General features: G+C 58.3%; 31 protein-coding genes, 1 tRNA gene and 1 pseudogene. 10 read left to right on the plus strand and 23 right to left on the minus strand.

Features of this window, described 5'->3' with window-relative positions:
* Positions 1–10 precede the first annotated feature (10 nt).
* Genes C444_RS10400 through C444_RS10410 form a run of 3 tightly spaced genes read right to left on the minus strand, consistent with a single transcriptional unit; the run spans position 11 to position 1685 of the window.
* Positions 11–679 (minus strand): hypothetical protein, encoded by a 669-nt coding sequence (locus C444_RS10400; protein WP_161607604.1) that lies wholly within the window; start codon positions 677–679, stop codon positions 11–13.
* Positions 658–1101, minus strand: coding sequence for a DUF6884 domain-containing protein (locus C444_RS10405; RefSeq protein ID WP_239641289.1), 444 nt, complete (start codon positions 1099–1101; stop codon positions 658–660). Before C444_RS10405 ends, C444_RS10400 begins: the two co-directional genes overlap by 22 nt.
* The gene (locus tag C444_RS10410; protein ID WP_004592749.1) at positions 1083–1685 is read right to left on the minus strand and encodes a hypothetical protein; all 603 of its coding nucleotides are present in this window, start codon (positions 1683–1685) and stop codon (positions 1083–1085) included. Before C444_RS10410 ends, C444_RS10405 begins: the two co-directional genes overlap by 19 nt.
* Positions 1686–1776: 91 nt before the next feature.
* On the opposite strand from C444_RS10410, the pseudogene C444_RS23115 reads away from it, so the two are divergent.
* A pseudogene (locus C444_RS23115) lies at positions 1777–1965 on the plus strand (reverse transcriptase-like protein); the annotation flags it as partial.
* A 90-nt stretch (positions 1966–2055) separates the two neighbouring features.
* Here the strand turns inward: C444_RS23115 and C444_RS23120 are convergent.
* The 3 genes from C444_RS23120 to C444_RS10415 all read right to left on the minus strand — a co-directional run bounded on the left by C444_RS23120 (position 2056) and on the right by C444_RS10415 (position 5705).
* Entirely contained in the window at positions 2056–2532 is a 477-nt protein-coding gene (locus C444_RS23120; RefSeq protein WP_080509701.1) for a zinc ribbon domain-containing protein, read from the minus strand.
* 2510 nt (positions 2533–5042) lie between these two features.
* Entirely contained in the window at positions 5043–5174 is a 132-nt protein-coding gene (locus C444_RS22945) for a hypothetical protein (protein ID WP_275039447.1), read from the minus strand.
* A gap of 6 nt (positions 5175–5180) precedes the next feature.
* A complete protein-coding gene (locus C444_RS10415) occupies positions 5181–5705 on the minus strand; it encodes a hypothetical protein (protein WP_049909406.1) in 525 nt (174 codons plus the stop codon).
* 114 nt (positions 5706–5819) lie between these two features.
* On the opposite strand from C444_RS10415, the gene C444_RS21830 reads away from it, so the two are divergent.
* Positions 5820–6557: a hypothetical protein gene (locus tag C444_RS21830; RefSeq protein WP_152420807.1), complete on the plus strand. Its 738-nt coding sequence runs from the start codon at positions 5820–5822 to the stop codon at positions 6555–6557.
* 54 nt (positions 6558–6611) lie between these two features.
* Positions 6612–7289 (plus strand): HNH endonuclease, encoded by a 678-nt coding sequence (locus C444_RS21270; protein WP_239641290.1) that lies wholly within the window; start codon positions 6612–6614, stop codon positions 7287–7289.
* A gap of 62 nt (positions 7290–7351) precedes the next feature.
* On the opposite strand, the gene C444_RS10420 is transcribed toward C444_RS21270, so the two are convergent.
* The 3 genes from C444_RS10420 to C444_RS10430 form a co-directional block, all read right to left on the minus strand.
* Positions 7352–8509 (minus strand): AlbA family DNA-binding domain-containing protein, encoded by a 1158-nt coding sequence (locus C444_RS10420; RefSeq protein WP_004592752.1) that lies wholly within the window; start codon positions 8507–8509, stop codon positions 7352–7354.
* A 236-nt stretch (positions 8510–8745) separates the two neighbouring features.
* A complete protein-coding gene (locus C444_RS10425) occupies positions 8746–9840 on the minus strand; it encodes a tyrosine-type recombinase/integrase (RefSeq protein ID WP_049909408.1) in 1095 nt (364 codons plus the stop codon).
* Between the two features lie 47 nt (positions 9841–9887).
* Positions 9888–9972: transfer RNA gene (locus C444_RS10430), tRNA-Leu, on the minus strand.
* Between the two features lie 86 nt (positions 9973–10058).
* On the opposite strand from C444_RS10430, the gene C444_RS10435 reads away from it, so the two are divergent.
* On the plus strand, positions 10059–10367 hold the full coding sequence (locus C444_RS10435) for a cyclin family protein (RefSeq protein WP_004592754.1): 309 nt from the start codon (positions 10059–10061) through the stop codon (positions 10365–10367).
* On the opposite strand, the gene C444_RS10440 is transcribed toward C444_RS10435, so the two are convergent.
* From C444_RS10440 to C444_RS10500, 13 genes are all read right to left on the minus strand, one after another.
* Positions 10368–10856: a phosphopantetheine adenylyltransferase gene (locus C444_RS10440; RefSeq protein ID WP_004592755.1), complete on the minus strand. Its 489-nt coding sequence runs from the start codon at positions 10854–10856 to the stop codon at positions 10368–10370. It lies immediately after the preceding gene.
* Between the two features lie 70 nt (positions 10857–10926).
* Positions 10927–11478: a winged helix-turn-helix domain-containing protein gene (locus tag C444_RS10445; RefSeq protein WP_004592756.1), complete on the minus strand. Its 552-nt coding sequence runs from the start codon at positions 11476–11478 to the stop codon at positions 10927–10929.
* Positions 11479–11590: 112 nt separating this feature from the next.
* A complete protein-coding gene (locus C444_RS10450; RefSeq protein ID WP_004592757.1) occupies positions 11591–12670 on the minus strand; it encodes a glutamate--cysteine ligase in 1080 nt (359 codons plus the stop codon).
* Positions 12671–12776: 106 nt separating this feature from the next.
* Positions 12777–13409 carry a fibrillarin-like rRNA/tRNA 2'-O-methyltransferase gene (locus tag C444_RS10455; RefSeq protein ID WP_004592758.1) on the minus strand — a complete coding sequence of 211 codons (633 nt, stop codon included), beginning with the start codon at positions 13407–13409 and terminating at the stop codon, positions 12777–12779.
* Positions 13406–14248, minus strand: coding sequence for an NOP5/NOP56 family protein (locus tag C444_RS10460; RefSeq protein ID WP_004592759.1), 843 nt, complete (start codon positions 14246–14248; stop codon positions 13406–13408). Before C444_RS10460 ends, C444_RS10455 begins: the two co-directional genes overlap by 4 nt.
* An 87-nt stretch (positions 14249–14335) precedes the next feature.
* Positions 14336–15118, minus strand: a complete 783-nt coding sequence (locus tag C444_RS10465; RefSeq protein ID WP_004592760.1) for a DUF5803 family protein — start codon at positions 15116–15118, stop codon at positions 14336–14338.
* Positions 15119–15128: 10 nt separating this feature from the next.
* On the minus strand, positions 15129–15803 hold the full coding sequence (locus C444_RS10470; protein ID WP_004592761.1) for a DUF2110 family protein: 675 nt from the start codon (positions 15801–15803) through the stop codon (positions 15129–15131).
* Positions 15803–16333: a transcription factor E gene (tfe, locus tag C444_RS10475; RefSeq protein WP_004592762.1), complete on the minus strand. Its 531-nt coding sequence runs from the start codon at positions 16331–16333 to the stop codon at positions 15803–15805. Before tfe ends, C444_RS10470 begins: the two co-directional genes overlap by 1 nt.
* 180 nt (positions 16334–16513) lie before the next feature.
* Positions 16514–16765, minus strand: a complete 252-nt coding sequence (locus C444_RS10480; RefSeq protein ID WP_004592763.1) for a hypothetical protein — start codon at positions 16763–16765, stop codon at positions 16514–16516.
* A gap of 98 nt (positions 16766–16863) precedes the next feature.
* Positions 16864–17421: a dihydrofolate reductase gene (locus C444_RS10485; RefSeq protein WP_004592764.1), complete on the minus strand. Its 558-nt coding sequence runs from the start codon at positions 17419–17421 to the stop codon at positions 16864–16866.
* A complete protein-coding gene (locus C444_RS10490) occupies positions 17418–18770 on the minus strand; it encodes a sulfatase (protein WP_004592765.1) in 1353 nt (450 codons plus the stop codon). The genes C444_RS10485 and C444_RS10490 overlap by 4 nt, the downstream gene beginning before the upstream one ends.
* Positions 18771–18825: 55 nt before the next feature.
* Entirely contained in the window at positions 18826–19368 is a 543-nt protein-coding gene (locus C444_RS10495) for a tRNA (cytidine(56)-2'-O)-methyltransferase (RefSeq protein ID WP_004592766.1), read from the minus strand.
* Entirely contained in the window at positions 19365–20033 is a 669-nt protein-coding gene (locus C444_RS10500) for a DsbA family protein (RefSeq protein ID WP_004592767.1), read from the minus strand. The genes C444_RS10495 and C444_RS10500 overlap by 4 nt, the downstream gene beginning before the upstream one ends.
* Positions 20034–20150: 117 nt before the next feature.
* Here C444_RS10500 and C444_RS10505 point away from each other — a divergent pair, with 117 nt between their 5' ends.
* Positions 20151–21077 carry an NAD-dependent epimerase/dehydratase family protein gene (locus C444_RS10505; protein WP_004592768.1) on the plus strand — a complete coding sequence of 309 codons (927 nt, stop codon included), beginning with the start codon at positions 20151–20153 and terminating at the stop codon, positions 21075–21077.
* 7 nt (positions 21078–21084) lie between these two features.
* Here the strand turns inward: C444_RS10505 and C444_RS10510 are convergent, their stop codons facing one another.
* Positions 21085–21540 carry a YbhB/YbcL family Raf kinase inhibitor-like protein gene (locus tag C444_RS10510; protein WP_004592769.1) on the minus strand — a complete coding sequence of 152 codons (456 nt, stop codon included), beginning with the start codon at positions 21538–21540 and terminating at the stop codon, positions 21085–21087.
* 48 nt (positions 21541–21588) lie between these two features.
* Here C444_RS10510 and C444_RS10515 point away from each other — a divergent pair, with 48 nt between their 5' ends.
* The 5 genes from C444_RS10515 (at position 21589) to C444_RS10535 (ending at position 25402) form a co-directional block, all read left to right on the plus strand.
* Entirely contained in the window at positions 21589–22371 is a 783-nt protein-coding gene (locus C444_RS10515; RefSeq protein WP_004592770.1) for a DUF2797 domain-containing protein, read from the plus strand.
* A 77-nt stretch (positions 22372–22448) separates the two neighbouring features.
* The gene (locus C444_RS10520) at positions 22449–23465 is read left to right on the plus strand and encodes a DUF7490 domain-containing protein (protein WP_004592771.1); all 1017 of its coding nucleotides are present in this window, start codon (positions 22449–22451) and stop codon (positions 23463–23465) included.
* Positions 23458–23760, plus strand: a complete 303-nt coding sequence (locus tag C444_RS10525) for a hypothetical protein (RefSeq protein ID WP_004592772.1) — start codon at positions 23458–23460, stop codon at positions 23758–23760. Before C444_RS10520 ends, C444_RS10525 begins: the two co-directional genes overlap by 8 nt.
* Before the next feature lie 91 nt (positions 23761–23851).
* Complete coding sequence (locus C444_RS10530; RefSeq protein WP_049909409.1) at positions 23852–24901, plus strand: SMP-30/gluconolactonase/LRE family protein; 1050 nt, start codon at positions 23852–23854, stop codon at positions 24899–24901.
* A gap of 66 nt (positions 24902–24967) precedes the next feature.
* The gene (locus C444_RS10535; protein WP_004592774.1) at positions 24968–25402 is read left to right on the plus strand and encodes a hypothetical protein; all 435 of its coding nucleotides are present in this window, start codon (positions 24968–24970) and stop codon (positions 25400–25402) included.
* Positions 25403–25521 lie beyond the last annotated feature (119 nt).

A 25521-nucleotide genomic window follows, 5' to 3' on the forward strand; every position in this document is an offset into this window, starting at 1 on the left:
TTCTTAACATTCACGCACCTTCCTTGTTCAGCAATCGGTCAGTGTAAAAGTCAGAGGCGTGACCGATAATCTGATATTCGAGCTGCTCAAGCGGTACTTCGAAGTCGTGATACAGTCCAACGTCATCTTGACTCCATGCTTTCGTCCAGAAGTACGTTTGTTGGCGGAGTTGCCGCCCATCCTCAAACAGTCGGTCGGCCCACTTCTCGTATTTTTGCTTCTGGTTCTTTTTGTGGCCGAAGACAATGGCGCTCAGGTTCCCGACGTGGTAATAATGAGCATCGCCCCATCGAGCGAACTTCCGTGTGCTGTCCCCACGGAGGTCTTCGAGGTTAGTACTCAAACTCTCGCCATCGCGTCCATACTTCCCAGCCTTCCCGACGTACAACGGGACAACGTCGCCGTCTTCGAACCAGTACATGAGGTAAATCACGCCGTCATAGGTGTCGTCAGTCGTTGACCAGTCGTTGATGACCTTCCGACCTTCTTGCCGAAGGCGGTCTTCCATCGCTTCACTCCGCTTGAGAATCCGGCGGTTGTTCTGTCCGTAGTGCTTGTATTGGACGGTCAAGTTCTCGTCAGTCTCGAACAGAGGGACAGGACTCTCCGTGTCAATATAGCGGTCAGTCCACGTACTCCAAATTTCTTCCTTCGTCGTCATAGTCGCTCTTTGTACCATGCCTGTTTCTCGCCGATACCTAACCCTTCAGTGGGTATCTCGATAGTGACCCTTGAGTCTTCGATGAGCGAGAGCAGTTCCACGTAGTAGTCTTTACCCGCATGAAAAACGACCGTCACATCCTCGGAGAGTAGCCCTTGCTCGTCCAACTGCTCGGCTACTTGCTCTGCCCACTCTCGCTTCTTGGCTACCCTCGCATCACTGAGTGTCTCGTCGTATGGTTCGATGGGTTCACCATCTGGGTCGATGAGTCCATGCTTGGCTGAGAGTATCCACCAGTCGTCGTGATACTGCTCAGCGTAGGAGCGCATCTTCTCGAAGTAGTCGGAGGTGTAGAGGTCCTTTGGAATGGTCGGTTCGTCGCGTTTGGTCTTAACGCAACTGACAAGACCGACTTCGCGGGTCATTCCAGTATCTCCCATGTGATGACCGCCCCTTCCTGATGTATTGGATGACGAAGTCCATCAAAGTGAGCAACGTTTCTCGTCTCTATCTCAAAGTCATACCAGTAGTCTACGTCAAGTGTGAACTTTTCAGCAATCGATTCAGCAGTCATCCGGTCATAGGACTCATCTACCGGCGCATAGTAGAGTCCGAGCAGTCCACCGTTCTCCTTGAAGCCTGCCTCGTAGAGTTTTCGAGCATCTGTGAGTAGGCTTGAGGTTGCCCGTTCAGGAAAGGGACTGAAAACCTTCGCAAAGCTGTTCGGGTCAATATTCCCATTGTCGTAACGGAATCGGAGCAGCTTCACCTCTACTGGAATCGCTGTCTCTTCGCCCTTGATGAAGAGGTCTACCCGTTTCCCATCATCATGATACGGCTCCTCAGTCTTGATGGAGTAGCTGGTGTCTCCATCAATTGCCTCTCGAAGCATCTCTACCTGATTCTCCTCCTCGAAAGGCCCGATACCTGCCTGCCAGCGGTTGTGTTCTGCCTCTGCATCAACCGTGGGTACGACTTCGGCAATGTCATCTGCCAGTTGTTCCAGCAGGAGAGAAGAGGTCATACAGAACTCGACACAATCAGTCACTAAATTCTCTTCGTCCGCGCGGGAAGTTTGACAGAGATGTCCGTCCAATGCATGCCAACCCTGCGGCCATGGGTACCTCGTAGAGGCTGATGAGTGGACCGAGGAAAAGAGTGGCTACATCGGAGAATCGACCAACAACCGAGTCGAGTACCACGCCCTCATCCAAGGGTTGAACCTTGCTTCTAAGAAGGGCTATACCGAGGTTAAGCTGAAGTGCGACTCGCAGTTAATGGTCCGACAAGCTACGTGTGAGTAGCAGACGAAGGAGTCACCCTCCGCAAACTCCGTGACCGCGCAAGAGAGTTACCTACTGCAAGTATATTTGAGAACTGACAGCTGGACCTAACTATGTTCCATATCCAGACTCAATTGTCAAGTCACGGCCTTTGAAAGTTCGATAAATCCCGAAGGCTGCCATAGGAACGCCAACAATAGCACCAACAACGGTCAACGAAATGATTACGCCAACAGTGAACACCAACATCCCAACTACTTGCATGGATTTCTGAGGGCGATATTCACAATTGGGACATTCTTGCGTTCCAGTGTCAGAAATGGTACCGCACTTTGCACATTCGATTGACTCAACCTGTCCGACCGAATCGGGAGGATTCTCAGACGTACTTTTTACATCAGAGCCACATCCAGCGCAAAAATTCTCGCCTGCACTGAGTTCAGTACCGCAGTTTGGACAATAGTTTGTATTCATATCATTACGTGATATTTGAAGAGTGATAAATCTCAGTGTGAGTGGATATAAATTGGATAGTGTCCAGTAGAGGTATCCCATCACAGCCGAGAGGGAGAGATAACTATACATCATAGAGCACAAATCCCAATGTTCAAACTCCAAACTGGTCGGTCAGATGTGACTATTGCAAAGAATCAAAACGTGACCCCCGCCGATGAGGAAAGAAGGGCTTCATATCTTGACCAACCACGACGACACTGCTATTGAACAGAGTAGATTTGTGCTGGATAGTGCATAGTTATCTCCGCCTCACCCACGATGTTACACACATCGTAGCCACCAGAACCCCTCTGTCTGCATGGACACCACGTAGCGTTGGGCAACCAATACTTGCACCGGGAAGGTGCCCGCGCCGCGACAGCGGAAACTGAGCCCTGTGGTTGAAAGTAGCTGTAAAGCAGACCCTCCATTTTTGAGGTTAGCTTTGCGCGGGCAGTCGGCTATCGCTGAACCCAGGGTTTGAGGCGAACAGAGGGACCTCTGTCTTTGACCCCCGGAGGATGACCGCTGGCGGCCTCCTCGGTGCAACCTTCGCATTGTGTTCATAGACGAGCCTCAGTCAGGACACATTACCACAGTTTACCATCTCGTCATTTGGAACCATGCTGATAGTGTACCCAATTCACTTCTGATGCTTCTCTGACTACCCGGAGGGACCAACACAGTTGGGCGACACCGAAAAGGTCGCTGGGGTAGTATCAACATTTTGCTGAACAGGGCCAAGCTCTCCCTGTACTTTCTCAGACGACATATTCGGTAGCTATATCAGAATCTAATTAGATTTTAGAAAACTAAATAACTGATGTCATGAAGAGTCTGTGGTTTTGAAAGCGTCCACTCCAGCGATGTGACCATAAAAACAAATATATAGCTATAATAACCATGAGTAAGAACAAAATTGGCAATTATAATATTGTAATCTGATTATCGAGAAATCAGGGTCGTACACAGTTCTGACGCGCTAATGACTGTAAGAGTCAAGACGGTCTGAAATTCTGCGTTCGCTTCATCGGCAATCCGACGGGCCCTGCTAAGAACTCCGACCGGACTTTCTGACCCGAGAGGAAATCAATGTTGGCACCGATAACTCCGCGTCGTGCCAAAAACGGCTGACGAGACCTTTCGATTACAGACTTAGGGTTGTGATAAGAGTTGGACAATTAGTTGCAGGAGTTTACAGGTTTACAGCAGGGGTTTACAACACAGGTTTTACCTGCAGGTTTATCACCACCGCACCTTCCAGCGGATAAATATTGGTGTACAATATACAAACTACAACATACAAACTACAACATATAGAATCATAATATACACAGTAAGATAAAGAAACAAGTAAAGAATAGCCGCTACAGCAACCGGCGTGCGTGCGACCCCCTCTGACGTTGACTCAATGTGGACGAGAGCTTCAGCGCAAGGGGTAAGATATGTGCCTGAGCCACTGTGCGTGTCCACAGCAGGCTCTCTCTGTGGTTTCTGAACGTTTGGAGGACAACGTCCTAACAGAAAGCTAAGCCTCTTGAGACGAGCCCTGTGCAACGGTGGTCCACAGCAGAGTAAATCGCATTGAAACATGAGTAGGATACACCAGCAGATTACACCCCCTCTGATTTCGGGGGATAGAGGCATCTTAGACCGCTGCTTAGAAGGGGGAGATTTCGTAATTACGAAACCCCAGGGGCTCAGAGGGGCAGACCCTCTTTGTTCGGGCTTTCCGTAGACTGGATTCGAGGGTTTCGGACACCAATACCCGCTGGGAATTTACTGCTTAGGCAATACTCGCCAGATTGATGGCGTATGGTTGCCGATAACACAGAAAATCGTGGCTGTGGAGAACGGGGCCAACGTAGAGCCATTCCAGCCAATCACGATATCTGAGACTACTCTCACACTACTCCAAGGGTGACACGAGGGTTGGGACATGAGAATGGGTGGAGTCTGCTGTACGTCAACTGAGCCGGTTTAGAATCGACCTGAGGAGAGAGCCTCCGAGTTCGAGAATGTCGAAGGTTGTGACGGGGATGAATCAGCTTGTATTCTGCCGATAGCAAATGACTGAAAGAACTACCGAAAGTAACCATTTGGTTCTATATTTGGCTAATGTGGATTTGTATTTGTGCAAAGTATATATGCATCTCGCAAGAGTATCATTCCGACGCTCATAAGCGAAGACGATATCAGTGGTGAACCGTAGCGTGGGCGTCTGAGTTTCCAACCGGTAGGGTATCGAGGTCACCACTCGGCAAGTGGTCAGCGGAAAGTCCAATTTTTGTCGTAATTTTGTGTGTATGAAAACAAAGGAAAGTTAGCACATTGGACGGCGCGCGCTCCCAGTACTTTCGTAACCCCGACTACATTACAGATGGCTCTCAGTTAGATTTTCGGACTATCTGCTTCCCAGGATAGAGGTGCGAGTTTTGAGTCCTGCCCATCAAGAAGGCCAAAGGCGGCGCGGGGCTGGCGCTGAGGTGGTCTCTGCCCCTTCCCGCGACTGACATTGTAGATTAGGAGGTGGAGGAAATTTCCAGTGAACCCAGTGTGTTCTGAAATTGAAATACTGTCAATTAATATTTACTTGGGTACTACTAATTACCATTATCGCTGTCTTCATCGTCGCTTCCTGCATTGGCTGCGATTCTAACTCTGTCTGAATCTTCCATATCATCGGGAAGAGCTTCCATCGTATTATTATCGGATTCTTCGCTATCGTCGGCCATGAGAGACTATTGCGTGGCGAACTGCATAATAACACCGGCCGCTATCAACAGGAGTCCTGTAAAAAAGGTATAGATGGAGTATTCGACGTTATCAGCTCTTTTTTCGATTTTCTTTTTTATTTCATCCACAGCGTCAGGATAGTATTTTGTAAGATACCAGACCAAATACTGGTCTTCGGACAGATTATTGTCGTTAATTCTATCTATGTCTTCGGACGAGATTCCTATACTAAGAGATTGTGAAGTATAGGCTCTAAGAGCGAGAAATGAAGAGAGAAAAAGAGATACCACACCAAGACCAGTTAAAATATATATGTATCTGGAGAATGTTATTTGAGACGCTCCTGCCACAAGAATAGAAATGACAATGCCATTTATTTGGACCATTTTAATTGACTTGGAAGCATGGTCTCCGTGTTTATTTAGACCTCGTTCAATTGCACTTTTTGCGTCATCGTGAGCCAATTGTAATGCTCCGGTCTCTGGTATACTGATTTTCTCAGATTGGTTGGATTCTTTTTCGTTGGACATACTGCACGTAACAGATACTTGGGTTAAAATCCTGAAGAAAGATGTAAAACACGAATAACCGAAAATCGCTCATATGCCAAACTATCTTGCAGCGTCGCAATTTTGATGTCTAATATGTCCAGTAAGGATAATTCTGATAGCCGTAATTCCGATACATTCAGTGGAATCAATTGGAAAAGGGAAACGTTACTGGTTATCTTCAGCGCTATACTCGGTGGTCTTGTTTTTACTGCCATAAGCCCGTTAATTGTCCCGACGATTCACGATATTCAGGTTCATGAGTTCGGCGTTCAAAAACCGACTGTAGGGGTTGAGGTTGATTATGTGTCTGGTATGAGTGGAGAACGCTTCTCAATCTCAGATAACGAAACATACGACCGCTATACTATCAATATCCAGAACCCGTCTGATAAGCGGGTAAGCGCTCTCACTGTAGGTGCGATATTTCCGGGGGTGATTGAAGCTCAAAGAGTTGGACCAGCAGCGGCTGGAATTAGCTATTCCAATAACGTAGAACTTGTAGCGACGAATTCTCCAGAGAATTTTTCGTGGGCATCTAATGGAATCAGAGTCAGTGAAATACCACCATTAAAAGAGGTATCTGTAACATTCCTCATTGATACCACACCTGAAAAAGCACCTGTACCAGGGTATTGGAAGTATCAGGGTATTGGGACATACAATGCTTCACGAGGGTCAATAATGATTTCAGGACAATACAGATGGCAATTCAAAGGGAGCACTTATACTGAACTCAAACCGTATTCATATATCAATGCCAGTCAAAATGCCAGTCCCAGAAAATATGATGTCTGTGTTGGGAAATCCAGAAAAGAAGTGTGTGAAAGTTAGGTGTGATAGAATTAGAGTGATGGAAATCGGGTAAAATTCATTGGAATTGAGGAGGTGCGTATCAAAACAAAGCTCTTTATTTCGGCCGCCAAATCAAAACTCCGTCAGTTGGTGATTTCCTTGTCGGAAAACGAATTACAGGAGCTCTATACAGAGTATCGTTCTACTCACCCACGTCCTGAGCCGGTTGAAACTGAATTCTGTGAGGTAGCAGAATCGTTGCTCAAATCTGAAGGGATGAAATCGGAAAAATTCGAGGTGCAGATATGCAGGCTACATGAATACTGCGAACAAAAAGTTGAGTCAGGACTGGTCGCTGAGGCCGTGGGCTGTTCACCCTCGTACGCGAGGCGGTTCTCATATGACGATAAAAAAGGTGGGTTTCAGAAGGAGTGGTCAAAATCTAATCAGAGCGAGAAGGTTTCACCGGGTTCGCGAACGAAGATAATCAATAGAGATGGTGGCTCCTGCCTCCGCTGTGGTCTGGAGGATGACGCGGCGTTAGAGGTCCACCATGTTTTGCCAGTAAGTCAGGGTGGTACAAATGATGACCAAAACTTAGCAACGCTCTGCTCACATTGTCATGAAGCAGCACATGGTGGGTCGAAAACCTCGGGAAAGACGGTCTATGAACAGGGCGATTTTCGAGATTGGATACAAGAGACGGATAGGTGTTTCGAGGAGCGTAGTGAGTCACTTGGCTCAAGACAAATGAAAATATCTGACTACTAATTTTGCATACTGTTGACGGTCCGTACTTCCACTGAATTGATGCGGCGTATCCTGAAGTTGAGTTACCTGTCAGAGTCCGGTTCTTCAGCAAACCCAAAGGCGTTCCAAATATCTTCCATCACTTGGTCAATCATCCCATTTGTAGAATCAGAGTAGTCCTGAATTGCCATCTCTGGAAGGAGTGCCATATTACGGTCTAACGCCCCGCTCATCTCAGGCCTGTGAACTGGCGTTTCAATCTCAATACCCTCCGCACCGATTAGGGAAACGAATAAGAATATTGGCAGTGGTACGTCCTCTCTCTCCAAGAACTCCAGGTAGTCCACGAGAGTGTGCTCAAGCATTTCCCTTACCACGGGTGCTGAGAACGTGTCTTCTCCATCATTGAATGAAGAAGCGCCAAATGGGAACCCATTCACCGTCTCAATGATTCCGTTTCTGTAGATTTGGATATATGCAGAGGGGTCATCAGAAGGACAATATTTGACGAGTCCATCCAGATTGTATCGGTTTCCGTGGGGGCGTTCCTGTCTCTGTAAACTGTCTGGGGCATCAAACACATCGAATGACTCGATGACCCGCGAATCTCTACCCGCACTGAATGCACGTAGTGGGATGAGATGTATTGCTACGAGCGGGGAATCAGCAATTTCAACAGGAGTATCATTAGCACGAATATCTGCGAGACGGTCAGCTCGATACTCCCGTATTTCCTCTGCGTTGGTCTCTGATAGGATGAATTCTCTTCTCAGTTCTTCAACATCAAGTGGGTACTTACCGTTACTACTTCGCGCGTAGAATTTGTCATGACCGCCGAGAGTCACCCTATGTGGACTTCTGAAACTCTCTCTCACTCTAATGACTATTACGTGTTCGTCACTATTCACCTCGACAGCCTTCACATCATATCCCGGTATTCGGGGGTTGACCCCGTCTCGAATAATGCTATCCAGTCTACCAACTTCCTCATCTACGTCTGATATTTCCAAGTCGTGGAAGCCTACTGGTTCTCCACTGTCGTTGTCTTCTTCAATTCCATAGATTAGGTCCCCTCCTTGTGTGTTTGCAAACGAGGAGGTCTCCTTAGCCAATGTCTTCCGGGCGCCGCGTGTTTCTGGTAATTCCTGCTTGTATTCTATGGTCTTCCCTTCTAAAACGGCATTGTCAATGAGGTCCTGTAAATCTGATTCTGTTACCTCGTCAAGTGGTTTTTCTATCACATCCTAACACCGATACCGAAAGAATATGAATCTAATCTCGCTGGAGAATAGAGGCGATACTCAAACGTCCACAAAGTAGTCCTTCCGCCGTTCTATCCGCTCTTTCTTTGTCGCGTGGTCGTAGTGCTTGTCCAAGGCCTCCGTGGTCTTATCCACGCGGTTGGCGGTCACGTCGCGTGGCTGTCCGGCGTTCAACGCCTCGTGGTGTCAATTTATCCTGAATACAGGGAAGTCTCTTACCCCATGTTGTCGAGCGCGTCACGCCGGTCTTCGACTGGGACATTATCATACTTCATCGTTGTCTTGACACTTTTATGACGTAGTTGGGCCTTCGTGGCGGCAAGGTCTCGTTCTTTCGTCATGTGAGTGCCGACCGAGTGACGGATGGCGTACCATGACATCTGCCGATTCTCGTAACTAATTCCACCCCTGTCACACAGGTCTTTGAGAATCCGACTGAGTTCGTTGGAACCGTAGCGGTTCCCATGCCGAGTGAGCCACAGTTTGTCGGTGTCTGCGTATCTCTGGTGGTTCTCTCGTTCCTCTATCCACCTCTCTAACGCCGTCGCTGTCCGGTCGGTAATGCCTATCGTCCAGTTCCCCTCGTTCTTGGCTGAATCCTCCCTCGGGATACGTAATAAGCCGTTCTCCGGTTCACACCAGCCCACCCGAGCGTTCCCGACTTCTACCGGGCGAAGGCCGGCGTCGAGACTCGTCCAGACGAGGGAAGTGAATTTCCAACTGTCCGGGTCGGCTTCGAGAAGGTCGTTGTCAGTTCCGTAGTTGGGAGTGCCATCTTTCCCGAGTGCGGCCTGTCGAATCTTACGACGTTCCTGCTTCGTGAGGAAGTCGCGCGGGCCGTTGTTGCCCCCGCCAGACTGGAAGTTCCAACTGAACTCCCACTCGTCGCGGTTGTACTTGTGCTGAAGCCACTTCGAGTAACGACCGAGCGCACCGAGGATTTTGCCTTTCGTGGACTCCGTCACGTCACGGAACGCGACTTCCTCCATGTAGGCGCGGGCATCGTCTTGGTCGGGCGGGGCTTTGTAGCCCCCACGGTTCTCCCATACCCAGAGGTCAAAGCGTGCCGTTCGGTGTCCCGTCTGGCAGACGGTGTACGGCGAATATCCTTTCGCTTTCTCGGGGTCTTTCCCCATCCGAAGCAGGTACGTGAGGAAGGGTTTGCGGTACTCGTAGTAATCCACAGCGGCCTTATCGGATAAGAAGTCGCGTTGGTTTTTGCGAACGATTGTAATCGTTCTATTCGGTTCCATCATGTCCGAATCGAAACCGGGACAGCGTTCCAGCGAATTTGGCTTTTCGAGGCTCATTTAGGGTCTTATTGATGCTGGACAAGCCGAAAACGAGCGATAGCGAGTGCGCGGGACCGGATTCGAACCGGCGGACCCCTACGGGATAGCGTCCTAAGCGCTACGCCTTTGGCCTGGCTCGGCAACCCGCGCGCACCAGTCGATATCCGCGTTGGCATCAAGAACCCTTCGCTTGCGGGCGACGAAGGTTTAGGTGGGATGGGGAACAACGGATCTGTATGTACCGCGCCAGTGACCGCATCGAGCACGACACGTGGCTGTCCGATATCGAGGCGGCGTCGGACAGGCTCGACCTCGGGACGGCGGCGCGGTCCCACGCGGTCGACCTGTTTCTCTCGACAGTTCCGGAGGAGGACCGGTCGAAACAGGCGACGATGGCGGCCAGCGTGTACGTCGGTGCGCTGGTCGCCGGTGAGGAGCGGTCCCAGTCGGCTGTCGCGGAAGCGACGGACGTCTCCCGGTTGACGATTCAGCAGCGTTGGAAGGATCTACTGGAGACGGCCGGGCTGGAAGCGCCGGGTTGGTAGCTAGGAGATGTTTTCGCGGCCGGTCCGCTCCGGCGTGAGGTTCCCGTGTTCGTCGATTTCACCCTCGACAATCCGGGTCGAAGAGATGATATCGCCGTCCTCGGCGTGGACGTGCGGGACAACTTCGATTTCGAGCGGGTCGTGGCCCCGCTCTTCGCGGATTTCGTTGATGCGGCGGCCGCCGGTTTCAGTCTCGGGTGAGACGACGAGCGCGTCGAACTGTGGCTCCGTGGCGATACCGGTCGGCTCGGTGAGTTCACGGACCTCCCACTCGCGGTCGTGGTCTGCGGCGAGCGCGGCGAGTTCGTCGGCGAGCCGGGACTTCCGTTCGCTGAACGCCCGTACGTGCCGCTGGTCGTGGCGCGTCTTCGGCGCGAGGTCGTCACTGGTGAGGCCAACTGTCACGTCCCCGAGTTCGAATGCGCGTTCGAACAGCGCGCGGTGTCCGTCGTGAATCGGGTCGAACGTTCCCCCCAGCGCGACATTCATATCCCGGGCAACGGTACGGGTAGGTTTAGTAATATCGACTTGCGAAACAGCCTGCTGGAGCCGGGTTTGACTACACGTCAGTGTCGTCGCTTTCGCCCTCGGACTCGTCTCCTTCGTCGCCGGTGTCCTCGCTTGCGTCGGCGTCGTTCGCATCCTCGACGGAAATCGTCACCGGCTCGTCGTCGGGTTCCAGCGTTGTCTCGCCGCCGATGTGGTCGTCGAGGTTGAACACCGTGTTCAGTTCCGACTGGATGTCGCCGACGATAGTGTTGACGAGGTCGCTCGGCGGAATAGCGCTGTACTCGTAGGGGTTGTTGCCCGCACCGTCGCTCTCACGCTTCTGGCGGGTCACGACCTCTTCCTCGGTGAGCGCCGCCAGAGCCTCGCGGACCGTGCTCGGATACAGGCCGGTCCCCTCGGCTATCTCCTCACTGGTGCTCTCGGGATGCTGTCGCAGGTGGACGTAGATCCGTGCCCGAGTCTCCGTGTCGAGCACCCACGCCAGCAGGTCGACGATCCCTTCGTCGAACTGCTCGACCGCGCGGTCTGCCTCCTGTTCGATTCGTTCACGGACATCGCCTGTGTCCTCGGGGTCGTCGTGGTCGTTGTCGTCTGCAGACATGCGTTGTCTCTGTGAGGACAAAAGCTACAGCTGGATAAAAACCCTTGGCCCGGACTCTCCTGTCGCTGTGCAGTATCAAACAGCCAAGTCCGGCCGCAGACGACAGCCCAGATCAGGACAGGCGCAGCGAGTCAGCGAGCGCCATGACGCCCTCCTCTGACCGAAGCCGGCGCTGTCGCTCAGCGCCGCTTTCGCGGTCGTACAGCTCCCACAATCCGTCGATGCCCAGCCGGTCGCTCTCCATCTCGACCAGCGCCTCAACCGAGCGCGTCGTCGAGAGGTCACGCGACAGCAGTTCCGCGGACTGGCCGTGGCGGATTGCGCGCCACTTGTTTTCGTCGAGGAATTCCCGGCGGAGCCGCCGGCTGGACTCCCCGTCCTCGTAGCGCTCAGCGAGGTCGACGACGAGCTCATGGACGTACTCGACGAAGGCGAGCACCCGGTCCGGGTCGGCCTGCCCGTCCGGGGCACGTACCTCGACGGTGCCGTGGCCGGAGTGGGGCCGAACGTCGAACCAGAGTTCACCGCGGTCGTCGATGCTCCCCGTTTCGAGCATCCGCTGTTCGTAGGTCTCGAAGGCGTCGTAATCGTCGAAGGCCGTCGGCATCCCGGTGTTGGGCAGGGCCTCGAAGATCTTCCCGCGGGCGGACTGCAACCCGGTGTCGAAGCCGTTCCAGTACGGGGAGTTGGCCGACAGCGCGAGCATCAGTGGGAGATGCCAGCGCAGTTCGTTCGCCACCCAGACGGCCTTGTCGGCGTCGTCCACGCCGACGTGGACGTGCAGACCCGCGGTCGTGTTACGATGCTGTGGGTACTGGATTCGGTCCAGCTGTGACTTGTACCGGGGTTTCTCGGCGTGTTCGAGTTCACGCCACTTCGCCAGCGGATGCAGGCCCGCCGCGGCGATCCCGAAGCCGTTCGCTTCGGCGTGGTCGACCAGCGCGTCCCGGACCGACCGGAGGTGCTCGCCGGCGTCCGCCGGGTCGTCGATGCGCGGTGTCTGCGTCTCGATAACGCACTTGAACAGTTCGTGGTCGAGCCGGCCGTCGAGGACCGCCGGCGGCTCCGTCTCGTAGACGAGTTCGTCCGTGCCAGACGTCGGGCGACCGAACTCGTCGACGACGTAGAACTCCTCTTCGATACCGAGCGTTCCCATCCGGGTAAAATGCTCGGCAGAACCCGTCGCGTCCATTAATCAGCACATCGGAATCGATCCGCTAAAGCCTTCCGTCCCTGCCCGCTCAGGCTGCACAATTAGGTTCCTTTCCCGGGCGATCCTTGGGTGGTAACAATCCCAGCTAGTCCTCTCGCGGCCGGGCAACGACACCCAGATGGTCCTCGTGATACGGGTCCAGTCGCGCCGTCTCCAGCAGTTCGTACTCCGACCCGAGTTCCGCACGCACGCTGTCGAACACGTCCGCAGGGTCGGCCGTCACGTCCTCGCTTCGGGCCTTGATGGCCGCGAGGAGCCGCCCGTCGTCGGTCAGGAACTGTTTGTTGAGCGTCGCCACGCGGGCCTGCCCTCTGGTCGCCACGTCCTGCACGACGACATCTACCGGTTCAACGACGTGGGCGTAGCTCTCGGGCTTGCGCGCGTCCTTCAGCAGCGGAAAGAGGTTACGCCGGCTCTCCGCGGCGTCCAGTAGTTCCCGCACAGGACGGGGCGCGAACTCGACGGCGTAGGTCGGCCCGCCGAAATCAGCGACGTGGCTCACGGTCGTGCCGGCCGCTGCGCCGAGGTACAGAACAGTCTCGTCGCCCTCCAGACCTGTTTCCATACCCTGTTCGAGCATCGCACCGAGCTTCGAGCGGTGGGGGTCCCACCGTCGCCAGTCTCCGTCCGTTCGCTCTCCGTACACCGGCTCACCTTGCGTTGCGATGCTCGTCTCGCCGCCGAACTCGTGTCGCTCGACGCCAGTCGGGAGCGTCATTCGTCGTCTCCCCCCTCGGCCCGCGCCTGAATCCGTTCGATGCGGTCGTCGAGTTCTGCCTGCAGTTCCGGCCGGCGGTCGCCGCTGTAGTGGTCGATTCGAGCGGCAATCGAGAGCTTCCCGGCGAGTGCTCGTGCAGCCGAGCCGCGGTCCTCCCGCCGGGTCCCGCGCACGTACTCGTGGGTGAAGATGACACCGTGTTTCGGCGACGGTGCGTTCCCTTTGAGGTGGGCAAAGAGCGCGTCTTCCGCGCCGAGGACCTGGACTGTCCCGCTCGGTTTCTTCGCCAGCGCTTCGAGGCCACCGGCCAGTGAGATAAGCCGGGCTGCAAGCACCGGTCCGGCCAGCATCGAGAGGTTTGGCGCGACGGCAGGTGCGGTCCGCTCGATGTACGCCCGAAGCGAGTCCGCCTCGCCGGCCAGCCCGGCCGTCTGCTCGGCGAGCGCCCGGAGTGCGGTGTCGCCCTCGTCCTCGTCGTCCTGGTCGGCCAGCGAGCGGGCGTACTCGACGCCGCTCCCGCTGTCACCGTACCGGCTTCCGCCCCATTCGGCGACCCGTTCGGCGAGTTCGTTCGCCGTCCGCTCGCAGTCGGCCATTGCCCGGACTGCGTGGACGAGCTGCTGGTCGTCGGCACCCTCCTGTTCTGCGACCGCTGCGCTGGTGGCTGCCATCGTCACCTCGTGCAAGCGGTCGTAGTAGGCCGCCTCGTCGTCAGCGAACCCCGCTTTGACGGCCTGTTGTGGCCAGTCTTCCGGCGTGTCGGCTCGCCCGGCCTCTATCTGTTCGACAGCGGCCGCGTCATCGTCCGGGTCCAGCCCGGCGAACCACCCGTTGCTCATAGCCGTGTGTGCACGCCCGACGCGAAAAAGTGGCCCGGTTAGCGTCTCGGAAGCGCCGTCAGCGACACGACGGCCAGCGAACCGAGTTCAGCGCATCCCTGGCGGCGGACCGCGGTCCCGTGGATCGTCGTCATCGTCCTCCTCTTCGAGGTCGATACCGGCCTCCTTGCGTCGGCGAATCACTGCCTGTAGCTGCCGGTAGTAGTACAGCGTTCCCACCACGCCGATGACGATGGCGATGGCCGACAGGCCGCCGAACAGCCACAGGTCGCGGTCGAGGTAGTACCGGACGATGATCTGGTCAGAGGTCACCTCGTCCCAACGGATGACCTGCTGGCCGTCGACGGTCTCGGACTCGTAGCCACCCGGGCTGATCCGCGAGAGGAACGGAATCCCGGCCCCGGTGTTGGGCGGGAGTACGACCGTGTATGACCCGTCTTCGACGAGCGTCGGGGAGGCGAAGCGTTTGCCGGTCCGCGCGACCGAGTAGCCCACTTTTCCGGAGACATTCCCGGAGAGATTAACAGTGGTTCGCTGGCGGCTCTCCGTAGCGCTCAGCGAAGAGTTGGCGGCGCTAACGACGGTCCCGTTCTCGTACCGGAACCGAAGCGCACTGATGGGGACGCTCCGTTCGCGGCCGAGGCCGTCGACGGTGTACACGTCAAACGTCGTCTCGTTTTCGACGGCGTAGACGGCAGTGTATTTCGACTCCTCGATGACGATGGTCCCGTCGGCGGAGGTGTTCCAGTCGTAGCTCGCGTTCTCGTTCAGTCGCGCCGGATCGACCTCTTCGGAACCGAAGAAGCCGCTACACCCCGAAAGGGCGACCAGTGCGAGAACGGCGACCAACAGGAGATGGCGGCGTTTCATAGCTCGAAAGTCAGGGCACGATTGCCAGCAGCTCCGACGGCATGTACTGCCCGATGTCGGCGAGCAGCCCCGGCGGATCGGTGTCCGGGTTGCAGATGATGCTCTGTTCTAACAGGCCGATACGTTCGACAGTGACGATGTCCTGCGCGTGGCCGGCGCGGTTGACCGTCGCGCGCGCTTCCGAGCGCGTGACGCTGTTCGCATTGATGCGACCGTTGTTGCCACGGCTCCACTCGTACAGGCGGTCCTGCTCGACCTCTGCAAGGCTCGCAGGGTCACCGGCCACGAAGCGGAGCGGAAGATGCTGGACCAGGCCGAACCGCTTACGTATCTGGCTGGGCGACCCCCGTCCGAGCCCGATCTGATCGGCCGGTATCCGGACCGTCTGGCCGAAGCCGACATCGAGGACGAAGCCGTCATCGTCCCAGCTGTCGAGGGTCCCGACGTACGTCTCACCGTCCTCGTGGTCGGCGACCATCTCGCCGAACTCCTCGCGCAGCAGGTTCTTCGCGACGGTCTCGTCGGGGCCGTCGACTGTCACCTCCGGGAACTCGTCGTCACGGAGGCCGATGTCGTAGGTCACGTCGAGGTCGCCGAGTTCGTTGCCGACCATCGAACGCAATCCGTCGAGCGTACGGTCCCGGGCGTCGCCGGCGACGTACACTTTTGTACCGAGAACGACCATCAGGCTTCCACGTCCACGTCAGCGTTCAGTTCGTCTCTGAGTTCCTCGATCCGGTTCTCCATCGCGGTGACGAGACGGGTGTTCTCCATCGTCTCGACCTGGTTGCCACATTCTGGGCACTCGAAGCCGAACTCCATCGCCTCGCCGAACTCGAAGCGGATGCCACAGTGTTCACAGAGGTAGAACTCGTTTTCCCGCTCGTACTCGCGGCGCTCTTCGAGCCCGTCGAGCAGGCGGTGCATCTCCTCTTGCAGTTGTTCCGGGATCTTCTCGTACTGGAACGTCCAGAGGTATGTGAGCCACCCGGAGTCCTCGTCGCGGAGCCGACGATACGTCGCGAGGTCGTTCTCGTAGAGAATAAACAGCGCTCTGCGCACGTCGTTCAGTTCGAGCCCGAGCTCCTCGGCCAGTTCCTCGTCGGTCACTTCGCCGTCCGGCGGCGCGGCGGCGACCGGCATCCCTTTCGGTCCGACCAGCTCGTGGAGGTACTTCTGTATGACGGGGTCCTCCAAGAGTTCCTCAAAAGCCATTACCCGCACATCCGGGAGTCATGTGGTTAAAACCATCGGGTCGTCCTCTCTCGAACGCTGACACAGAGGCCGGGATCATACTGCTGGTAAGGAACGCTATCGTGCCCGGGGTACAGCAACAGCGACGGAGAGCGGTGTTTTCGGCCACTGTTGGAACCGTATACAACAGCTACAACCCCACTATTCGATTTTCTTGACCGAGGTCCGGCAGGAGGAACAGGTCTCCTTGTCGATAGCGACAAACACAGCGTCACAGGACGGACATTCGTAGAGATTCGATTCAGGTTCGTCGGCCGTGTCCGCGCCGCTACTGCCGGTAGAGCCAGCCTGAACACGTTTCTTTGACAGCGTTCCAGCCTGTGTGCCGCTGTCCGACTGCCCCTTCCCACCCGAGAGTACATCCGAGACGGATTTCTTAATTCTGTCTAGCATCACGAGTTGCTACCGAATACTAGTCAGTTTAATTACTTTAACAGCTGTGGTTTTCAATTCATGGATAGTTCCGGACGGCCGGCTTCACTGATGAACGGTCAGAGGTCGTCGAGCGGTCGCGGTGATGCCTGTTCGTACTCGATGACATCGAACCCGTTGTGCGACTCCCGGGACAGTTCCGTCCACTCCGAACCCAGATCCGGGAAGTAGCGGTCCCCCTCGTTGCGCTCGTGGATGCGGCTGAGGAAAATCCGGCTGGCGAACGGGAGAAACAGGTCGTACACCGCCTCGCCGCCGATGACGTACGTGATGGGCGGCGAGTCGCTCGCACCAGTGCTGTCGCCAGCGAACGCTTCGGTTGCGCCAGCGCGGGCGGCTGCTTCGACTGCGATCTGTGGCGTCGTAGCGTACTCGACCGTCTCCGAATTGGTGCTCCGGCCGTCGTCGCTCGTCAAGACGACAGTGTAGCAGTCTGTGAGCGGGTCCATCGAATCGAACGTCCGCCGGCCAAGGATGACTGGATGTCCCGCGATACGGGCCTTGTACTGGCGTACGTCCTCGGGATAGTGCCAGGGGACGCCGCCGTCCAGGCCGATGACGTTGTTCTCGTCTGCGGCGACGACAAGGACCAGTTCGGTATCGGGTATCGTCGTCATTTGTATCCCAGCGCCTCCAGTCGGTCGTCGAGGTCCCCGGCAAACTGCGTGTCAGACGCGTCCTCGAACTCGGTGTAGCCGTCGAGCGGTGTCGCGATATCTACGTCGGCGTACCGGGCGCTGTCGAAGTGATTCCGAACGACAGCGGCATCGATCTCGCTGTCCTCGGCCGTACCACCACAGCCCTTGATGACGGATTCGTAGGCACCGTTGCCCCACGCCGCCCGCTTCCGGACCTCGTCGCCGGGCCGGTCGTGATAGACCAAGCGGGCGTGCTTCGCAAACGGCGCGGCGTCGCCACAGACCCGTTCGGCCTCCTCGCGCATCGCTGGCCCGATGGGGGCTTGTGATGCGACGACGGTCCCGTTTGGCGAGGCGAACGCCGGGCCGTCCGCGTTGCCGTCGCCGAGTGCTATCGCGCGGACAGCGTCGGGGAACCGGCTGAGCGTCGCCAGATCGGTGACCCGGTGTCCCTCCCGCTGGCCGGGAGCACGGACGACGAGCGGGACGTGATACATCGTCTCGTGAGTCCCGATACGGTGGCTGACGGCCGGCGGTTCCTCGGGAATCGCCGTCGGTTCGCCGAAGCCCTCGCCGTGGTCGCCGGCGAAGACGACCAGCGTGTCGTCGAGAACGCCCTGTTCGTCCAGTCCGCGGATCAGAGTCTCGAAGATTGCGTCGGCCTGCCGAACTGCCCCGTCGTATATCTGTTCGAGAATGCCGGCAAAGCCAAGCGAGAGGTTCCCAGAGAGGAACTCCCAGTGCCACTTGAACCCCATCGACTCCTGCATATCGCGGGAGCGTTCGTCGCTCCATTCGTCGTACTCGGCGAGTGGCTCGTATGGGCGGTGGGTGTCCATCAGGTTGATGCAGGCGGCCCACTCGCCCTCCCGCTCGGAGATCCACTCCAGCGTCCGGTCGGCGTACCAGAAGCCGTTGGGCCAGTCGCCCAGCGAGCCGTTCGTCTCGTAAGCCGAATCGTACTGCTCGGGTGAGCCGATGGCCGTCTGGAACACGTCGTCGAGCCCCGATTCGTGGTCGGTCAGGAACGGATTATCGGAGAACAAGCCAGTGTCGTAGCCCGCTCTAGCCAGTTCCTCGAAGATTGTGTGGCCAGCGTCGAGTCTAGCGGTATGGTCGACGCCGTGCTCGTGGGCCTCGTGGCCCGTGAACATGCTGACGTGACTGGGGACGGTCCAGTTGCTCGGGCTGCGAGCCTGCGTGTACACCGTCGCCTCCTCGGCGAAGGCGTCGAGGAAGGGCGTCGTCTCCCGGCGATAGCCCAGTACGGAGGTACTCCGGGCACGGAGACTATCAGCGACGACGAGCAACACGTTGTGACGCGACATCTGAGCCACACTTAGCGTCGAGCGATAAAAGGCCCGCGGCACAACTGCGTGGGTATCACTCCTCGTCGGGGTCGACGACCCGCTTGCCGGTTTCCTGCGGGACAACGACTCTATCGGGATTCTCCCACTCTCGGTCCAGTTCCCGTCCCTCGAACAGGCGGTCGAGGAAGACGGCCAGCGAAGCGACCTCGGAGTGTGGCTGGTTAGTGACGCCGACGTTCCAGTCTGCGTGTTCGTACACTTCGAACGGGACCTTCTCCGCACCGACGACGATCAGTAGCGATTCCTCGGCGTGGGCCTTTCGTACGTCGTCCTCAACGTCTTGCACCGGCTCACCGTACATCGTCAGGTGGACGACGCTGCCCTCGAAATCGCGAATAAGCCGTTTTGGCTCCTCTGTCGAGGCCACGTCGAAGGGGCCGCCGAACCGGTCGGTGATGTCGATAACGGTATCGGCCTGGTTGCGGGCGGCGTTGGCCAGCACGACCTTGTCGGCCCCGAGCGCGCGTGCGGTCAGCCCAACGTGGGTCGTCATCCGCTCGTCCCGGCCGGGCCGGTGACCCAACCGAAGCACCGTCACCTGCGGCGAGTCCTTCATCCGTCGCTCCGTGCCGCTTCGATAGCCGAGCGGACCGGTTCGTAGGCGATTTCGCTCCACTCGACCTGCTCATCGTTGACGAACACGGTCGGCGTCCCTTGCACGCCGCGGTCGATACCGGCATCGCGGTCGCCGGATACTGTCGGGCGGTAGAGCTCATCCGTCGCGGCCGCTCGGACCGTCTCGCCGTCGACGTCCAGTCCCTCCGTCAGGTCGGCGTAGGTGTCCGGCCCCAGTTGGTTCTGGTTCGCAAACAGGCGCTCGGAGTAGGTGAAGAAGGCCTCGTTGCCGACGTTGTCCTGCACGGCGCGCGCGGCGCTTGCGGCCTGCCACGAGACCTCCTCGTTGACCGGAACCGGGAAGTCGTGGAACTCGTAGCGGATAGTTCCATCAGTGAGGTAGTTTTCCCGGATCTGCGGGTAGACGGACTCCGAGTAGGTCGCACAGTGTGGACAGGCGTAGTCCTCGTACACCGCAACGGTCACGTCAGCCTCGGGGTCGCCGGCGACCGGCGTCGAAAGGGGCTGGCCGGGGGCGGGTGTCGGTGTCTCCGTTCCAGCAGTCTCCGTTTCGGCCGACTCAGAACCGCCGCCGGCACATCCGGCCAGCGCGCCGAGTGCTACAGTCGTCGCCGAGAGAACGCTACGGCGAGTGAATCGAGTCATAGCCGACTCTCACAGGGGAAGCTATAAAACGACGTTGTCATCCGTTACTTGCCTACCGGCTCCGCCGGAATCGGCCGCGACCACAACGTTTTTTCTCGCATGGGAAGCATCGCACCTATGGACGTATCAGAGAAGCGAATAGTCGTCACCGGTGGGGCAGGCTTTATCGGGTCGCATCTGGTTGAGCGCCTCGTTCCGGACAACGACGTAGTCGTCGTCGACAACGAAGCGAACGGGCAGTCCGAATGGGTTCACGAGGACGCCACCTACCTCGATGGCGACCTCACCGACCCCGACGTCGTCGCCGAGGCCATCACGAGCGATGTCGACCTCGTCGTTCACCTCGCGGCGTCGAAACTGGTCGACACGGACACACCCCGTCGCCAGTTCGAGGATAACAGCGATATCACGTACAACATCCTCGAACGGATGCATGAAGCCGGCGTCGAGAACCTCGTGTTTACGTCGTCGTCCACAGTATACGGCGAAGCGCCGCGGCCGACCCCGGAAGATTACGCGCCGCTCGAACCCATCAGCGTCTACGGCGCGACGAAACTCGCCGAGGAGTCACTCGTCTCGACGTACGCCCACAGCCACGACATCCAGTCGTGGGTGTTCCGCTTTGCCAATATCGTCGGGCCACGCCTGCGCGGGGCGGTCATCCCCGATTTCATCGAGAAACTCACCGAGGACCCGTCGACGTTGACGATTCTCGGTGACGGCCGCCAGGAGAAATCCTACATGCACATCTCCGAGTGTCTCGACGCGATGCTGTACGCCGTCGAACACGCTGACAGAGACCATAACGTGTTCAACCTCGGCACGCGGACGACTACGTCGGTCGACCGAATCGCTAGCATCGTCGCCGACGAGATGGGCATCGACCCCGAGTACGAGTACACTGGCGGCGACCGCGGCTGGACCGGCGACGTACCGCGGATGCGCCTCTCCGTCGATAAGCTCTCCGCGCTCGGCTGGGAACCCGAACAGTCGAGCGACGACGCCGTGCGGCAGTCGACCCGCGAACTGCTCGAAGAACTCTGAGCCCGGTCTAGGCCGGGTACGTGCCGTTCAGCTGTGCTTTCTCGACGACATGGCTGCTGGCCGCGTCGTACACGTCATCTTTGTCTGCTGCCTGGGAGAGGTCGAGCGTTGTGTCTAGCGCGTACAGGAGGAACCGATACGTGTGCTCCCGGTCCGGCGGGCTCGGCCCGCCCCAGCCGACTTCACCGAAGTCGTTCTGTCCCTCTGTGGCCTCGTCGGGGACCCATCCCTCCGGAATCCGACCGGTATCCGGCGGGATGTTCCAGATGAGCCAGTGATCCCATACTTTCCCGGCCGGTTCCTCGGCGTCGGGGTCGTCGACGATGAGCAGGAGCGACTCGGCGTCCGACGGGACGTTCTCGACCTCCAGCGGGGGGTTCGTGTTCGCCGCCGAGTAGCCGTGTTCCTCGGGGATGCGCTCGCCGTCGTCGAAGGCCGAGCTTCGGAGCTGTAGGTCTGCCATGTGGGAAGATATGACAGACAAACACAAAAACGTCGTCCCGGCAGCCATTTGCGGCTCCGCGACGAACCGCCGGACGTGCAGGTCGTGGGCTACCGCGCGCGGGTCGACGAACACGCCGCGCTCCTGTTGGCCGAGGACGGGCGTGTGACTACTGAGCGACTGGACCCGGACACCGAACTCTCGTATACGCTCGGCGAGCGCCACTGTGCCGGCGCAGTCGACGATGACCGACATTTTCAGTGTGACAACGACTCCGCACCGTACTGCCCCGAACACACCGATATCTGGCCGTGTGCGCGCTGTACCGGGGAATGTAACAAGCCGCTTGACACTTGCGATGAGGAACACGCGGTGTATCTGGCGGCGTTCGCACCGGATGTCATCAAGGTCGGCGTCACCCGTTCCTGGCGACTGGAGACGCGGCTCCGCGAGCAGGGGGCCGACAGGGCCGCCCACCTCCGGACCGTCGCCGACGGCCGTATCGCCCGGCAATTCGAGGCCGACATCGCCACTGAATTGGGCGACCGCGTCAGAGTACCCACGAAGATATCGGGCTTCGACCAGTCCGTCGATGCCGACTGGTGGGCGTCGCTGTGTGAGCGCTACGATCCGCTTTCGACCTACGACTTCGAGTACGGCCTCTCCCTTTCGGACCGTCCGATGGCCGAGACGCTGGCGACCGGGACCGTCCGTGGGACGAAGGGACGAGTCGCCGTGCTTGAGAACAACGGCAGTGTCTATGCCGTCGATCTCCGACAGCTCGTCGGCTACGAACTTACCGACGGCGGAACGGACCGCGACCTCCAGTCCAGTCTCGGCGCGTTCGGATAACACTGGAGACTGGCGTCGCTGTCGTCGACATCTGACAGTGCAGAAGACATTTAAAGACGGCTGTTGCTCATCCTCGTGTGCGACGTGAAACCCTCCTGACCGGTGGCGTGGTCGTGGTCCTCCTGACCATGCTCATCGGTGCAACAGCGGTCCCCGGCGCGCTCTCCGAACCCGAGGACGACGTTCGCGAGAGCTATCTCGACCTCCGTGAGACGACCATCGAGCCGGCGTCGGTCGACGGCCAGACCGTGACGCTTGCCATCGACGCACGGCTCTCGCACCGCGGCGGTCCCGCCGAGAACGTGACCGTCGAGACGCGGGCCATCGACGCGGACACCGGCCTCGTCGCGACGACGACGCGACGGACGGTCGGGGAAATCGACGGGGAACGAGAGGTATCGGTGCGGTCGAATATCACGGTCGAGCGGGCGGGCGGCTACCGGATCGACACAATCGTCTACGAGGACGGTGATCGCGTCGAAACCGGTCAGCAGTCGGTCCAGAACGTCGACGCCCTCACGCCGGCGTATGCCCGGAGTACCGTGACCTTCCAGCGCTTCGAGAACGCCGGCGTCCCGCTGGACTCCATCACCTATCGGATTGACGGCGTGTCGGATAACCAGACGACGCTGAACGTCTCGGTGTACGTCACCAACGCCGGCAATAATCCCTCTAATGACCTTTCGTTGCGGCTCCGGGCGCGGCAGGCTAACTCGAACGTCATCGCCGACGAGTCGACCGTGCGGGTCGGCCAGATTCGCCCCGGCCGAACGGAGATCGTCAGAACCCAACTGACGGTACCTGACGACTACAACTACTGGCTCGACGGCATGCTGCTCTCCGATGGCGTCATTGTCGGGACCGAGAGCTCCCCGGCGAACCTTCATCCGACGGAGCGCCTCCAGGAGAACGAAACCAGACAGCAGGTCGGTTTCCAGTCCAGCGATTTCGAGCAGGACCGGCCAGCGGAGCAGGAGATGGACGAACCAGAGCAAACGATGTCCGGGGAGGGCCCCGGCTTCACAGCGTTACTCGGACTGATTGCGGTCCTCGCAAGCGTCCTCCTCATCGCACGGAGACAGACCAATGAGTGACACCTCCACCACCGACACAGTGGCACAGGACACCGGCGCGGAGACCAGCGACGCTGTCGGCGAGACCGACGACGACTCGGGGCCGACGATTGCCGTCTACGCACAGTGGGCAGTGTTCGCTATCCTCACACTCGTGGCGCTCATCGCGACACTGCAGTTCTACTTCTCCGCGTCGTCGGCGATTGATACGTTCGTCACCGACAGATATCGGCCGCTGTTCAATGCGGCGTTCAACCTCGCCGTGGTGCTCGCCTGTGGACTGGGGCTCTCGGTGCTTGTCCGACGGCTCGCCTGAGCCCGTCGCCAGCCATATCAGGTACCCACAGTCGGCGTTTCAGTAATCCGAGCTTTCAGGGACGCGTCGGCCATACGTCGAGAGGTATATCATGACCCGACGACGCGCGACGCGGCGACGATTCCTGATAGGTTGTAGCGCCATCGCCGGTGTGGGTCTGGCCGGCTGTACCGGTGGTGGCGACGCAACTGAAACCGACTCGATCCCGACACCCACCGACGTCGGCGGTTCTGACCCCGCGACGACAACCGACGGAGCGACAGCGACCGACACCGAGACAGCGACGCCGGATCAGATAGCCGTCGAGACGCTCGTCTCGGTCGGCGGCGACCGCGTGCCAGAGAACATGGCTCTCGGTCCTGACGGTGGCCTGTACCTCGGTATCACGGCCGGTGAGGTTCGGCGCGTCCCCGCGGCAGAGACCGGAGCGACCGGTCTTTCGCTCGACGACACCGACCAGATTGCGACGCTACCCGGCGCGATCGGCGTCGAAGCAGCGCCCGATGGAACGGTGTACGTCGCCGTCGCCACACAGGACGACCAGGCGGGCGTCTGGGAAGTCCCACCTGACGGCGACGCGGCACAGTTCGTGGAGATTGGTGGGTTCCCGAACGACATCCACTATGACGCCGACCGGGAGCGCCTGCTTGTGACTGAGTCCCAGAGCGGCGTGGTCTACGCGGTCACGACCGACGGCGAGCGGTCGACCTGGCTGGACGACGACCGGCTGGAAACCGAGAGTTTTGGCGCGAACGGGATCACCCGCGACGCCGAGGGCGATATCTACGTCGCAGTGACGCGAGCCCCCGAAGAAACCGGTCGCTTGCTCCGTGTCCCGGTTGAGTCTGATGGGGCCGCTGGTGAGCCGTCGATGTTCTTCGAGGGCGGTGCAATATTCGGCGCTGACGGAATTACCAGCCGGGGCGGCGACATCTACGTCGCAGCCAACAGCCAGAACCGCGTCGTCCGAGTGACTGCGGACGGGACGACGGCCACCGTCGCAACGGCCGACGATGGGCTGGTGTTCCCCTCTGACGTGCTCTTCGGGACTGGCGACCAGCAGGAGTCGCTGTTCATCTGCAACTTCGCGAACCAGTCACCTGCAGACGGCGCGATTCTCCGGACCAGCGTCCCTCGCTGACTAACCGTCTACACTGGCTGTCTTCGGACGGCAACCCTTTTCAGCGGCCCAACCAAACCCGAGCGTATGGCAGACGATGAACCTGAAGACGCTGGCGAATCGGCGGACGCGACCGAGGACGACGGCGAGGAAAAGTCCTTCCGCGAGCGGGTCGAGGAAATCCGACAGCAGCGCGCCGAGGAGCGCGAAGAAGGCGAGGGTGACGGCCAAGAGATGAGCCGCGAAGAGCGCATGGAAGAGATGATGGGCGGTGGCGGCGGCCCCGGCGGCATGGGCGGGGGTAACCCCTTCGCACAGATGATGGGCGGCATGATGGGCGGCGGCCCCGGCGGTCCCGGTCCGGGCGGCCCCGGCGGCATGGGCGGCGGCCCGCCAAGCCAGCACGAGGAATCGGGCGGCAGCGACAACGAGGAACTCACGCGCGAGATGCGAAAGCTCCGGGACGAAGTCCACGATATGCGGCGCTCGCTAGATCGCATCGCTGACGCGCTCGAAGACTAACGGAACACGACGTACCGACGTTTTTGCGGACGAACGGGACAGAGATAGCCAACTCCCACCGATAGTATCCGCTCAGCATCGAATAGCCATAGGTGACGAGATTCTCTGAACGGGGCCAA

It is taken from the genome of Haloarcula japonica DSM 6131, from assembly GCF_000336635.1.
Taxonomy (GTDB): Archaea; Halobacteriota; Halobacteria; order Halobacteriales; family Haloarculaceae; genus Haloarcula; species Haloarcula japonica.